Raw genomic sequence first — 13,806 nt, forward strand, 5'->3', positions numbered from 1 at the left:
GTTATGGATTTTCGGGGATCTTAATATGATTTAAACCGTTTTTAGTCCAAGTCGGGAAGAAATTCCGTCGTGGATCTGAGTAAGGGTTTCTACCAACCCGTATTCCCAATTCCAACCTGGGTAATGTGACTTGAATTTCGAAAGGTCGCTCACGTACCAGATGTGGTCGCCGATGCGGTTGGTATCCGAGTAAGAATAAGAAAGTTTGTTGCCGGTAATCTGCTCGCAAAGCGCAATCGCTTCGAGCATTGAACAGTTGGCAAAACGCCCGCCGCCCGCATTGTAAACTTCGCCCGGACGTGGATTTTGGTAAAAATGCCAAAACATATTCACCAGGTCATGGCTATGAATGTTGTCACGTACCTGCTTTCCTTTATAACCGAAAATCGTGTAGTGATTGCCGGTAATCGCACATTTCATCAGGTAAGCCAAAAACCCGTGCAGCTGCGCGCCTGAGTGGTTTGGACCAGTAAGGCAGCCTCCGCGGAAAACGGCAGTTTTCATACCAAAATAGCGGCCATATTCCTGCACCATAATGTCGGCAGCTACTTTTGAAGCACCGAAGATGGAATGTTTTGTATGATCAATGCTGTGATGCTCGTCGATACCATTCGTGAAATAAGGATGGCTTTCGTCGATTTCCCATCTTGTTTCCAGCTCCACCAGCGGCAAGTAGTTCGGGTTATCCCCGTACACTTTGTTGGTTGAAGTAAATATAAAAACAGCCTCTGGTGCATGCAGGCGTGTCATTTCAAGCATATTCAAAGTGCCTACCGCGTTCACACCAAAATCGGTGAAAGGCTCGCGGGCAGCCCAGTCGTGGCTGGGTTGTGCTGCGGCGTGGACGATCATTTTTATGTCGCTGCCGTATTCTTTGAAAATCGGTTCCAGCTGGCTCGCTTCGCGGATGTCAGCCGAGTAATGTTTGTAGTTTCCGAACGCTTCCTGGATCCTGTTACGGTTCCATTCCGTGTTTCCGTCCGCACCGAAAAAGTATTCTCTTAGATTGTTATCAACACCAATGACCAGATCAAATTTGTCAGCCAGAAAAGCAACCGATTCACTTCCTATCAGTCCGGCCGAGCCGGTTACCAATGCTATATTCATGTTTTTGTGTACTTTAAATTGCGTGTATTGTTTCTTGAAATGCGGTATTACCCTGTCTTGGAAATGTAAAGTAAATTAAAAATGTTCAATTGTCACAACGGGGTTATCCAATGGATTCGTGCCAGGGGGATCATGCTGGGGCAACTATATTGAAAATGTTCAATCGGGTATAAAAAGAGGGACACAAAAAAAGATATCCCCACCGCGATGAGGATATCTTGAAAATATTTTAAAATAAAATTCTTATTGCTTCACTACCGCGCTGCCTGAGCCGCCGTACAATTTGGCCCGGATATCATTCACCCTTGTATCCAGCTCAGGTTTCGGATCGTATTTGTAGGACATCTGGCGCGGCAAAGAATCCGGGCTGACACCGTACACATACTGGTTTCCTTTGTTCACATCCTTCTGCTCAATGGTATTGTACTTTTGGTAATTGCAGGAAGAAAGTAGCGCAACACCGGCAACAAATGCTATTATTTTATTGAATTTCATTTCTTGGATCGTTCATAGGATTGTGCGCAAAAATAACCGCCAATTTCATAACCACCAAATCGAGGCTACGCGAAATGTCATTTTTTTAGCTCGGCCAGCTCGTTCCGCACAAATTGCATCAACTCCGTGATATTCTGCTCCGAAAAATCGAAAGAGATATTCGCAGCCTGATAAATTTCGCCGATCGTGGCCGTGTAGCCCAGCTTCAATGCATCCAGGTAACCTTGGAGGCCCTGCGCCGGATTTTCGCGGTAATTTTTCCAAACGCCGATGGCGCCGAGCTGTGCGATACCATATTCTATATAATAAAAAGGTACCTCATAAATGTGCAGCTGACGTTGCCAAATGTATTGCTTGAATTTTTCCAGCTCCGACCAGTCCGTGATCGAATCTGCAAATGCCTCATATATACCCGTCCAGGCTTCGGTGCGCTGCTCCGGCGTATGGTCCGGATTTTCGTACATCCAATGCTGGAACTTATCGATCGTCGCTACCCAGGGTAATGTTTCAATGATCGATTCCAGATGCTGGATCTTGGCGCGTTTCAGGTCGGTTTCATTTTCGAAAAACTCGTCCCAGAAATCCATCGTGATCAGCTCCATCGACATGGAAGCGAGCTCCGCGACTTCGGCAGGGGTATGTTTGAAAGAATTCAATGTCAGGTCCCGCGTCACCAGCGAATGTACCGCGTGGCCGCCTTCGTGCAGCAATGTTACCAGGTCGCGCAGGTTGGAAGTTGCATTCATGAAAATAAACGGAACACCGATTTCGTCCAACGGATAATTGTACCCGCCCGGTGCTTTGCCTTTCCGCGATTCCAGGTCCAGATGCTTCATGGTTTTCATGATACGCAAACAGTCGCCGAGGAAAGGGTCCAATCTCGAAAAGCAGCGGATTGTTTTGTCCAGCAGTTCCTCGCCGGTTTGGAAAGGTTTCAGCGGCGGCAAACCTTTCGGGTCCACTTTCGCATCCCAGGGACGTAACTCGTCCACATGCAATGCTTCTTTCCGCGCGGTCGCCATATCATTCAGCAGCGGTACTACTGCTTTTTTCACTGAATCATGAAAATTGAAGCAATCCTGCTTGGTATAGTCAAACCGGCCCATCGCTGCGAACATATAGTCACGGTAATTGTCAAAACCGGCGTTTTTGCCCACCTGATCTCTCAGGGTAACCAGCTTGTTCAGAAGCTCGTCAAGCGTTTCGTGGTCTTCATAGCGGCGACCAGCAATTGCGCGCCAGGCTTCTTCACGGATTGTTCTGTCTGTGGATTGCAGGCGGTCCGAAGCTTTTTGCAAAGTCATTTCCTCGCCATCGAGCGTCACGGTCATAGCACCGGCGATGGCCCCGTAGCGGCGTTCCTCGGTCTGCATTTCCGTGATCAGCGGAATGTTCTCCTCGCGGAAAATCTCGATCGCCTTTTTCATCCCGCGTAGCGTGATTGCGTAGCCGGGTTCCGTCAATTTGTCCAGAAATGGATTTTCAACCACTTTCTTGTCCAGCGCATTACCATATTCAGCAAGTTTAGGCTGGATTTCCGTGATGAAAAACTGCAAAGCATTGATCAATCCCTGGTTCGCCGTATCGCAAGTCTGGCGAATGTACCGCCAGGCAAAATTCTCTGAAAGATAAGATTCGATCTCGCTCCGGTCTGATAACCATTGCCTTAAATCCTCTTCCGAATTGATCTCCCTGGTTTTCAGATTTTCAAAAAACGGCTCAACATCCTCCCACCGCTTCAACTCAAACTCTTCCCCAATAAAAGGCCTGCTTTTTCTTGTCGGTATATCAACTGTATTTTGGTCTGTCATTTTGATTTTAAATTTTACTTAAATAAAGAACTTTCAATGTTTGTTAGAATGGTCTCGATCTGATTTTCTGAATAGTTACGGTCGTAAAATGTCCAAAAAGTGAATCCATTCTTTCGCTCAGCAACCTGACCAATATTTGAGAAATGGCGTTGGTATCTTTGAAATGATACCTAATAAATAATACGCTGATGCCAGAAATGTTGTGAGCAAAAACCCACTCGCCAAAATCTTTGTCTTCGGTTAAAATGATTTTTGGAGGATTTCGGGACAATTCGATGATAGATTCGTCAGTCAGTCCTCGGTTCAACTCAGAAATGGAATGCACGTCAAATCCTGCATTCCTAATGTAACTGATTAAACTGTGGTCAATATTTTCATCGGCGAGGATCATGCAGCCGACTCCAGCGTTTCTTCGTTTGCAAGCAGTTCGGCCGCATATTGTAATGCAGCCTGGATTGCATCTCTTTCAAGGTTTGGATACATCGTCAATATATCTTCAACAGATGCTCCTTCACCCAGTTTGCGCAGAATCAACTCGACCGTAAGCCGGGTACCCTTGATGACCGGCTTGCCGAGCATTACCCGATGATCAGAGGTGATGAAATTTCGGTAATCCATAAAAAACATTCTGATTTGAAAAATTTAAAACTATCCAAAAGTTTCAGAAAATACCAATCCTAGGGCTGGGTGCTTTGGGGTTGGGTGGCGTCGGTGAGGTTGTCGGTGATGACGTTTTCGGTTTCCTTCACATTAGCAAAAGCATAGTGCATTTTGTCGCGGTCGAATTCCTTTTCATTATTAGCCAGCCAGATCGTGGCGACTCCATTTCCGATGAAATTGGTGATCGCGCGGGCTTCGGACATGAAGCGGTCGACGCCCAGCAGCAGGGCCAGACCTTCTACTGGAATCACTTTAATCGCTGTTAATGTGGAGGCTAAAACCACAAAACCGCTTCCGGTAACTCCGGCCGCGCCTTTGGAAGTAACCATCAGAATGCCAATCAGCGAAAGAATTTGACCTAAATTTAAATGCACATTGAAAACTTGCGCCAGAAAAATTGTCGCCATGGAAAGGTAAATCGTCGTGCCATCGAGATTGAAGGAATAACCCGCCGGTACCACCAGCCCGACCACCGGTTTGGAGCAGCCCATTCTTTCCAGTTTTACCATTAAAGAGGGCAAACCGGCTTCCGAAGACGAAGTCCCGAGCACGATGAGCAGTTCCTCGCGGATGTATTTCAGGTAACTCCATAAATTGACTTTATAAGTCCTGAGAACCAACCCCAGCACCCCGAAAATAAAGATTGCCATCGTGGCGTAAACCGTCCCCATCAGCTTGGCGAGGGGTAGCAGGGTGTCGATTCCGTATTTTCCGATGGTGTATGCCATCCCGCCAAATGCGCCGACGGGCGCGAAAATCATCACCAGATGCAGCGCCTTGAAAACATATTTTGAAGCGAAATTCAGCCAGTGAATGATTTTGTCTTTCCCGGAATACTTGCTCAAAACAGTCCCGATCACAAGCGAGGCCAGCAAGACTTGCAGCGTAACATTATCCAAGAAAAATTGCAACCAGCTGAAATCCTGGCCTTTGCTGGCATAAGCCGAGATGTCGCCTTTTTTCAGGTTTCCGGTCACTACGCCGTCGCCAGGACGGATAATGTTGGCGACGATTACACCGACTACCAGTGCCAGTGTCGTCACTACTTCGAAGTAAATCAGTGCCTTAGCCCCAACTTTGCCGACTTTTTTCAAATCCCCCATCCCGATGATACCGAGGGTGATGGTCAGGAAAATGATCGGGTTGATGAAAATCTTGACAACCTGGATAAACCCTTTTCCCAAAAAATCCATTTCCACCGCCTTTTCGGGATAGTAGTGGCCGAGCAGGGCGCCGCAGGTGATGGAGGTAAGTACCCAGAAAGTGAGGTTCGTAAATAACTTTTTCAATTTCAACAAGATATAATGTCAGAAATCAGGCCCGGTACTTTCCAGCCAGGGTTTGTTTGAGGGAAAGAGGTAATGATCAATTTACGATATTAAAAGTGTGCAGCAGGTTTTTCTAGCGTGCAAACCAATTTTTTGTTAACTATTTATACTTGGTCTAAATTAATAACATATATTTGCCAGCGAAGGAAATTCACAGTTAACATTCTCTGGTCGACGGATTTTTATAAAAACAAACATTACATGCCCTCCTCTTTTAAACATTTATTTGCCCTGCTATTTTGCCTTTTTGCAGCTCAAACCTTTGCTCAGCAGCCGCGCATCGTTTCGGCAAATGGTACACTCAGCGAAATCTTAGTGGGGCTCGGTCTCGAAAAACAAATTGTCGGCGTCGACATTACCAGTACCTATCCTGCGTCTCTCGATAAAATCCCGAAAATCGGCCACAACCGCAGCATTGCAGCCGAGGGGATTCTGGCATTAAATCCTGACGTCATCATTTATACTGACCAAAGTATGCTGGCACCGGCCCTAGTGAAGCAGCTGAATAGTTCTGGCAAAAAGCTCGTCGAGTTTAAGCACGAATATTCCAAAGAGGGCGCGATCAGGCTGATACGGGATGTAGGGGCCTATTTCAATGCAAGGCCGCAGGCCGAAAAAATGGTGAAAAGCCTGGAAGCCGATCTCAAAAAGGTAGGCGCGCCGAAGTCGCCCAAGAAGCTGCTTTTCATTTATGCAAGAGGCACGGGTACCCTGATGGTGTCGGGCACCGGGACTTCGGTGGATAAAATGTTCCTGCTCGCAGGCCATAAAAATGCGGTGCAGGGATTCACGGATTTTAAACCACTCACCGCCGAGTCGCTGATTACGGCAAATCCGGACATACTGGTGCTGTTTTCGAGCGGACTGGAAAGTCTGGAAGGCGCGGAGGGGCTGCTGAAACTGCCTGGCGTAGCAAATACGACAGCCGGAAAAAATAAGAAAATCGTCGCGATGGACGGCCAGCTTTTGACGGGATTCGGTCCCCGGCTGGGTAAAGCCGCTTTGGAGCTTTCTCAAAAAGTGAATTAAAATGATCTCCGAAACGATCCGCAAAGTGCCCGCAATGCAGCCGACCAGTCAGGAAAGGCTCGCCCTGCCTTCTTCGCTCGGAAGAATGGTGTGGATATTAGGCATTTTGCTTTTGGGTTGCATTGCATTTTCGGTTTGTATAGGAGCATTGTCTATTAGCCTGAAAGAGTTGTGGGAAATTGTTGCAAGCCAGCTGGGTATCATTCAAAAAACCAATGTGGAAGAGCAAAAATCCATCGTTTTTTGGGTGATACGCCTCCCACGCGTTTGTCTGGCGGTACTTATCGGTGCTGCGCTGGGCATTGCCGGCGCTTCTTTGCAGGGATTGTTCCGTAACCCCATCGCCGATGCGACGTTGATCGGCGTCACTTCCGGTGCTTCATTGTTCGCCATTTTTGTGTTAATGCTGAATGTCAAATATTTCAGTATGCTGAATGAGCTCGCCGGGGTTTACAGCATTTCGTTTGTCGCTTTTGTCGGCGCTGCTCTCACAACACTTCTGGTTTATCAATTATCAAAAATCGCCGGCGACGGCGGGGTTACCACATTGCTTTTATGCGGTATTGCAATCAACGCTTTTGTGGGCGCGATCACCGGCCTGATGACTTATCTGGCTGACGATCAGCAGCTCCGGAGCATTACATTCTGGAATCTGGGAAGCCTGGGCGGCGCTACCTGGACGTCGGTGCTGGCCGTGGCGCCCTTTGTCGCCATTTCAGTTTTGTTTATGCCCTACCTTTCAAAAGCGCTCAATTTGCTGGTGCTCGGCGAAAGTCAGGCGGCAAGTTTGGGTGTTAATTTAAAGTCACTTAAACAAAAAGTGATCATTCTCGCCACGATGGGCGTGGGCGCATCGGTAGCTGTGGCGGGGACAATCGGATTTGTGGGGCTGATTGTGCCGCACATTATCCGCACCACTTTTGGGCCCAACCATAAAACACTGATCATCGGCTCGGCGCTTTCGGGTGCGATTGTACTGACATTGGCCGATACCATTTCACGGACCATCGTCGCGCCGTCGGAGCTGCCGATCGGGATACTTACCTCGCTGCTGGGGACGCCGTTTTTCATTTACATTTTATGGGAACAAAAACGGAAAAGGCTATGATGGAGGCGCATAAAGTGGGCTACCGGGTAAGGAACCGCACATTGTTGGATAATGTCAGTTTTTCGGTGCAGCCTGGTGAATTCTGGGCGATTGTCGGCGCAAATGGTGCAGGTAAGTCTACCCTGATCAAAATGCTTTCTGCGGAAAATGCGCCTTCGTCCGGCTCCATCGCGTTTTTTGATCAGGACCTGAAAAAATACAGGCTCAAAGACCTGGCGCGAAAAAGGGCGGTGCTGGCGCAGCAAAATGTGATCAGCCTTTCATTTACGGTGCAGGAAATTGTGCTCATGGGCCGGTACCCGTTTTACGAGTCGGAGCCGGCGCACCGGGATTTGGCGATTGTGGATATCTGCCTGAAAAAGGTCGGGATCGCAGACCTGAAAAATCGGATGTACCCGACATTATCGGGCGGCGAGCAGCAGCGGGTGCAGGTAGCCAGGGCGCTGGCGCAGATCTGGGAGGTTGAAAACGGGCTTCTCCTGCTCGATGAGCCGACGACTGGGATGGATTTGCTGCACCAGTTTCAAACATTCCAGCTGGCCAGGGAACTGACAACCCGCGGATTTTCGGTGGTCGCAGTGGTGCATGACCTCAATCAGGCATTACAGTATGCAGATAAGGTTTTAATGTTGAAAGACGGTCAATGTTACGCGATCGGCTCTCCCGAAGAGGTGTTGACAGAACGTTTTATCAAAGCTGCATTTGGACTTTCGGTTCAGATAATCCGGCATGACAGCGCGGCTTTTCCTATCATCGTGCCGCATGCGATGCCGGTCAGAGAGACGATTTCTTAAAATATAATTTTTGAACAAAACATACGTAAAATGAAAACTACCCTATCACCGGACCGAACTGATTTAAAGGCAAAATGGGCTGAATTTAAAGCTGAGAACCCAAAAACACGGATACGCGATGCCGCCAAAGAACTTGGTACCAGCGAGGCGGCACTCGTCGCTGCCGGCATCGGCGAGTCGGCGGTTTTGCTGGACGGGGATTTCAGGGAGCTGATTAAAGAAGTAGGTTCTCTCGGGCATGTGATGGCGCTCACGCGGAATGATCATGTAGTGCACGAAAGAAAGGGTGTTTACGAAAAAATATCATTCAATAATCACGTGGGGCTGGTTTTGGGGGAAGATATCGACTTGCGCCTATTTCTGGGCGACTGGAAATTCGGCTTCGCGGTTTCCGAAAATGACCGCCACAGCCTGCAATTTTTTAATAGTTTCGGGGAGGCTACCCACAAAATTTACCTGACCGAAAAAAGCAATAAAGAAGCCTACGACGCCTTGGTTGAGAAGTACAAGGCTGCTGACCAGGATGTTACCTTGCTTGTTTCCGAAAAGCCCGTCAAATCCCCGCAGCCAGAAGCGGATGCCGACATTGACGTAGCTGCGTTTCGCGCGGAGTGGCTGGCATTGAAGGATACCCACGACTTTTTTACGTTGCTGCGCAAATACAAGCTCTCGCGCAAGCAGGCTTTGCGGTATGCGCCGGAAGGATTTGCGTACCAGATCACGCCGTCGAGCATGAAGCCGGTTTTTGACGCAGTTTCCGAGTCGGGATTGCCGATTATGGTTTTTGTTTCAAATCCGAACTGCATCCAAATCCATACCGGGCCGATCAATAAGATTTTTGTGATGGGACCCTGGCTCAACATTATGGACCCGGAATTCAACCTGCATTTGCGTGAAGACGCGATCGACGAAGCCTGGATCGTGCGCAAGCCGACCGAAGATGGTGTAGTGACCGGCATTGAGCTGATTGACAAGGACGGAGTCATGTTCAACCAGTTTTTTGGAAAGCGTAAACCGGGCATTCCTGAGCTGCCCGAGTGGCCTGCACTGCTGGAAAAATCGGTGGTGAGGCTTTAAAAAACTAGGCTATCCGCTTTTGTGATAAGACATTAAATCAATTTCGCCATAGTAATTAAGAAAAGACCGGTCTTCATTCAGGCCGGTTTTTTTTGTGTTTTAAATTTTCATGAAGAAATTTCCTGTTTTCTAAAATTTGTAAACTTTTGTAGATCCTGATATTTGTAACCATCTTATTTACAGTAATTTAACATAAAATATTTGTAAACATTTAATATATTCTACATTAACTAAACATTAAATTGTTTACATTTGAAGGTTGTCTCTACTCAAAAAATCTTCAAATCTGTACTCACCTATGGAAAAAGTAACCGCTACACAATCCCAGAAAACCTACACCCATGATGAGGCATACCAGGCCTCGCTGGAATATTTCAGGGGTGATGATCTTGCCGCCAGAGTTTGGGTTACCAAGTATGCTTTGAAGGATTCGTACGGTGCTATTTATGAGGCCACTCCGGATGATATGCACAAAAGGATCGCGAAGGAAATCGCGCGGATCGAGCAGCATTATCCAAACCCGATGAGTGAAAACGAGATTTTTGATCTCGTGAAGGATTTCAAATATATCATTCCTCAGGGCAGCCCGATGACCGGCATCGGCAACCCTTATCAGATCGCGTCTTTGTCCAACTGTTTCGTGATCGGCAATAATGGTGAGTCTGACTCGTACGGCGGCATCATGAAGATCGACCAGGAGCAGGTGCAGCTGATGAAACGTCGCGGTGGAGTCGGCCACGATTTGTCGCATATCCGCCCGAAAGGATCGCCGGTAAAAAATTCGGCACTGACTTCGACGGGCATCGTTCCCTTTATGGAGCGGTTTTCCAATTCCACACGCGAAGTGGCGCAGGATGGTCGCCGGGGCGCATTGATGCTTTCAGTAGCGATTAAACATCCTGATTCGGAGGATTTTATCGATGCGAAAATGGAGCAGGGCAAGGTGACCGGTGCCAATGTTTCGGTAAGGATCGACGACGATTTTATGAAGGCCGTGGAAGCCGGCAGTACCTATCGCCAGCAATATCCGATCAAAAGCGCCACGCCGACCCACATTAAAGATATTGACGCCACTGCGTTGTGGAAGAAAATCGTGCATAATGCCTGGCAGTCGGCCGAGCCCGGGATTTTGTTCTGGGATACTATTATCCGCGAGTCTGTACCCGATTGCTACGCCGACCTGGGTTACCAGACGGTTTCGACCAACCCCTGCGGCGAAATACCCTTGTGTCCCTACGATTCGTGCAGGCTGCTGGCGATCAATTTATTTTCGTATGTGGATCATGCATTTACTTCGAAAGCAGCATTTAACTGGACATTGTTCAAAAAACACGTTGCCGCAGCGCAGCGCATGATGGACGATATCATCGACCTGGAACTTGAAAAAATCAATGCAATTCTCGAAAAAATCGACGCGGACCCTGAGCTCGATGAAATAAAGCTGGTAGAACGTAATCTCTGGCTGAACATTCAGGTGAAAGCCCGGGAAGGCAGGAGAACCGGTATCGGTATCACGGCCGAGGGCGATATGCTGGCGGCTTTGGGCCTGCGTTACGGCAGCGACGAAGGCAATGCTTTTGCAGAAGAAATCCATAAAAATGTAGCGCTTGAAGCCTATCGCGGCTCGGTGCATACGGCAAAAGAAAGAGGCGCTTTTACGATTTTTGATTCGGAGAGAGAGAAGAATAACCCTTTCATTATCAGGCTGAAAGAAGCCGATGCGCAGCTTTATTACGAAATGCTGGAATACGGCAGAAGAAACATTGCGCTGCTGACGATTGCGCCGACGGGTACCACCAGCTTAATGTCGCAAACCACTTCCGGTATCGAGCCGGTTTTTCTTCCTGTTTATAAAAGAAGAAGAAAAGTGAACCCGAATGATAAAGATGCCCGGGTAGATTTCGTGGATGAAGTGGGCGATTCGTGGGAGGAATATGTGGTTTTCCACCATCGTTTCAAGGAGTGGATGGAGGTAAATGGTCATGATCTGACAAAAAATTACTCGCAGAAAGAGCTGGATGATCTGGTCAAAAAGTCGCCCTACTACAAGGCTACTTCCAATGATGTGGATTATCTGAAAAAGGTGAAAATGCAGGGCGCGATCCAAAAATGGGTAGACCACTCGATCAGCGTGACCATCAATATGCCGAATGATGTGACCGAAGAATTGGTAGGCGAATGTTACCTGGAAGCCTGGAAAGCGGGTTGCAAAGGGGTAACAGTTTACCGCGACGGTTCACGCTCAGGTGTTTTGATTGCAAATTCGGAGAAAAAAGAAGAAAAAGATTCAAACGGTCACACGCCATTCCCGACCGAGCGGCCGCAGACTTTGGAAGCGGATGTGGTTCGTTTTCAGAATAAAAAAGATAAGTGGATTGCTTTCATCGGGACGATCGACGGCAGGCCCTATGAAATCTTTACCGGTTTTGCGGATGACGAAGATGGAATTTTGATCCCGAGATGGGTTAATGAAGGGTTGATCATCAAGAACCGCGAAAGTGACGGCAGCTCGCGTTACGATTTCCAGTACAAAAATACCAGGGGGTACAAAACCACTATTGAGGGGCTTTCGTACAAATTCAACCCGGAATATTGGAACTACGCGAAGCTGATTTCCAGCACATTACGTCACGGAATGCCGATTGAAAAAGTGGTAGACCTGATCAGCTCGCTGCAACTGGACGAATCGATCAACACCTGGAAAAACGGGGTAGCCCGCGCTTTGAAACGCTACATTCCGGACGGTACCGAAGCGGTGAAACAAAAATGCCAAAACTGCGGCTCTACCAATCTGCTATACCAGGAAGGCTGCCTGACCTGCAAGGATTGCGGTTCGTCGAAATGCGGTTGATTTCCTCTTAAATAAAAAATGGACTTGTCAGGTTTCTGGCAAGTCCATTTTTTATTTATTCTGCTTGGTGATCAATGTCCGTCCTCAACAATTCCCAGATAGGTGAAAGGAGTGAGTGCGCGGAGTTCTTCACGTATTTTTTCGGACACATCCAAAGTTTCGATAAAACGCGAAATCGAGTCGTGGGTGATTTTTTCGTTGGTGCGGGTCAATTCTTTTAATGCTTCGTAAGGCTTCGGATAGCTTTCGCGGCGCAAAATAGTCTGGATTGCCTCGGATACCACGGCCCAGTTTTCTTCCAGTTCTGCTTTCAGTACCTCCCCATTTAATTCCACTTTTCCCAAACCTTTCAGCACGGAATTCAAGGCGATAGCCAAATGCGCCAGCGGGACGCCAATGTTTCTCAAAACCGTCGAATCCGTCAAATCACGTTGCAGACGGGATACAGGTAACTTTGCCGCAAAATGTTCAAACAATGCAGTCGCAAGCCCCAGGTTACCTTCCGAATTTTCAAAATCGATCGGATTCACTTTATGCGGCATAGCCGAAGAACCCACTTCGCCCGCTTTGATTTTTTGTTTGAAATAACCCATCGAAATGTAAGTCCACATATCCCGGTTTAAATCTGTCAGGATCGTGTTCAGACGTTTCAGACAATCGAAAGTCGCGGCAAGATTGTCGTAATGTTCAATCTGGGTCGTGTGGCGGCTTCTTTTCAGACCTAAACCTTCCACAAAATGATTCGCAAAAGCCATCCAGTCTTGTTTCGGATACGCGGCGTGGTGTGCATTAAAGTTACCGGTCGCACCACCAAATTTGGCTGAATGCGGAATTTTATCCAGCATTTCCAGCTGACGTTCAAGCCGTTCCACAAAAACCAGAAACTCTTTTCCAACACGGGTAGGCGACGCAGGCTGACCATGCGTAAATGCCAGCATCGGCACATTGCGCCACTCAATCGACATTCTTTTCAAAACAAAAAGTACCTGACGGAAAAGTGGCTTGATCTGACGTTCCAGCGCATCTTTAAGGGAAAGCGGGATGGCTGTGTTGTTAATGTCCTGAGAAGTAAGCCCGAAGTGGATAAATTCCTGACAGGATTCGATGCCAAGTTTCTCAAACTGCTCTTTGATAAAATATTCAACCGCCTTTACATCGTGGTTGGTAACCTTTTCGATGTCCTTGATATGCAATGCATCCTGCTCGCTGAAATCCTCATAAATCTTGCGCAGGGATGGATATTTTTTCTTGTCAAATTCGGCCAGCTGAGGGACGGGAAGCTCGCAAAGTGCTATAAAGTATTCTATTTCAACGTATACTCTGTAATAAATCAGGGCGTACTCCGAAAAATAAGCCGAAAGCTCTGATACTTGTTTGTAATAACGACCATCAACGGGAGAGATGGCCGTGAGTTGATTTAATGACATGATTTTCAATACTCAAAATTGATTATCAGGCAAAGTTAGTAGAATTCAGCGTCTTAAATCGGCAAAGAGAAGACGAAATATTCTTTTTGGCATTTGTGACAGAATTTATGAAACTATTC

The 13,806-nt window shown here is 47.5% G+C and carries 12 protein-coding genes; 5 read left to right on the top strand and 7 right to left on the bottom strand.

All coding sequences use genetic code 11. The features are described 5' to 3' along the window. Window positions 1-30 precede the first annotated feature (30 nt). The 6 genes from FEN17_RS24510 to FEN17_RS24535 all read right to left on the bottom strand — a co-directional run bounded on the left by FEN17_RS24510 (window position 31) and on the right by FEN17_RS24535 (window position 5,362). Window positions 31-1,107 (bottom strand): NAD-dependent epimerase/dehydratase family protein, encoded by a 1,077-nt coding sequence (locus tag FEN17_RS24510; protein WP_138368055.1) that lies wholly within the window; start codon window positions 1,105-1,107, stop codon window positions 31-33. A 243-nt stretch (window positions 1,108-1,350) separates the two neighbouring features. Beyond that, window positions 1,351-1,602, bottom strand: a complete 252-nt coding sequence (locus FEN17_RS24515; protein WP_138368056.1) for a hypothetical protein — start codon at window positions 1,600-1,602, stop codon at window positions 1,351-1,353. A gap of 77 nt (window positions 1,603-1,679) precedes the next feature. Beyond that, window positions 1,680-3,413: a M3 family oligoendopeptidase gene (locus tag FEN17_RS24520; RefSeq protein ID WP_138368057.1), complete on the bottom strand. Its 1,734-nt coding sequence runs from the start codon at window positions 3,411-3,413 to the stop codon at window positions 1,680-1,682. Window positions 3,414-3,456: 43 nt separating this feature from the next. Continuing rightward, window positions 3,457-3,804, bottom strand: coding sequence for a DUF5615 family PIN-like protein (locus FEN17_RS24525; RefSeq protein WP_138368058.1), 348 nt, complete (start codon window positions 3,802-3,804; stop codon window positions 3,457-3,459). Further along, the gene (locus FEN17_RS24530; protein WP_138368059.1) at window positions 3,801-4,031 is read right to left on the bottom strand and encodes a DUF433 domain-containing protein; all 231 of its coding nucleotides are present in this window, start codon (window positions 4,029-4,031) and stop codon (window positions 3,801-3,803) included. The genes FEN17_RS24525 and FEN17_RS24530 overlap by 4 nt, the downstream gene beginning before the upstream one ends. A 59-nt stretch (window positions 4,032-4,090) precedes the next feature. Next, window positions 4,091-5,362: a cation:dicarboxylate symporter family transporter gene (locus FEN17_RS24535; protein WP_138368060.1), complete on the bottom strand. Its 1,272-nt coding sequence runs from the start codon at window positions 5,360-5,362 to the stop codon at window positions 4,091-4,093. Between the two features lie 240 nt (window positions 5,363-5,602). Between FEN17_RS24535 and FEN17_RS24540 the strand changes: the two genes are divergently transcribed. From FEN17_RS24540 to FEN17_RS24560, 5 genes are all read left to right on the top strand, one after another. Continuing rightward, complete coding sequence (locus FEN17_RS24540; protein WP_138368061.1) at window positions 5,603-6,430, top strand: heme/hemin ABC transporter substrate-binding protein; 828 nt, start codon at window positions 5,603-5,605, stop codon at window positions 6,428-6,430. Window position 6,431: 1 nt separating this feature from the next. Next, window positions 6,432-7,538 carry a FecCD family ABC transporter permease gene (locus FEN17_RS24545; RefSeq protein WP_138368062.1) on the top strand — a complete coding sequence of 369 codons (1,107 nt, stop codon included), beginning with the start codon at window positions 6,432-6,434 and terminating at the stop codon, window positions 7,536-7,538. Continuing rightward, window positions 7,511-8,332: a heme ABC transporter ATP-binding protein gene (locus tag FEN17_RS24550; protein WP_229208980.1), complete on the top strand. Its 822-nt coding sequence runs from the start codon at window positions 7,511-7,513 to the stop codon at window positions 8,330-8,332. Before FEN17_RS24545 ends, FEN17_RS24550 begins: the two co-directional genes overlap by 28 nt. 30 nt (window positions 8,333-8,362) lie before the next feature. Next, the gene (locus tag FEN17_RS24555; protein ID WP_138368063.1) at window positions 8,363-9,409 is read left to right on the top strand and encodes a hemin-degrading factor; all 1,047 of its coding nucleotides are present in this window, start codon (window positions 8,363-8,365) and stop codon (window positions 9,407-9,409) included. A gap of 298 nt (window positions 9,410-9,707) precedes the next feature. Further along, entirely contained in the window at window positions 9,708-12,260 is a 2,553-nt protein-coding gene (locus tag FEN17_RS24560) for an adenosylcobalamin-dependent ribonucleoside-diphosphate reductase (RefSeq protein WP_138368064.1), read from the top strand. 71 nt (window positions 12,261-12,331) lie between these two features. Here the strand turns inward: FEN17_RS24560 and purB are convergent, their stop codons facing one another. Beyond that, window positions 12,332-13,687 carry an adenylosuccinate lyase gene (gene purB, locus FEN17_RS24565; RefSeq protein ID WP_138368065.1) on the bottom strand — a complete coding sequence of 452 codons (1,356 nt, stop codon included), beginning with the start codon at window positions 13,685-13,687 and terminating at the stop codon, window positions 12,332-12,334. Window positions 13,688-13,806 lie beyond the last annotated feature (119 nt).

This window comes from Dyadobacter luticola, assembly GCF_005860805.1.
Classification (GTDB): Bacteria; Bacteroidota; Bacteroidia; order Cytophagales; family Spirosomataceae; genus Dyadobacter; species Dyadobacter luticola.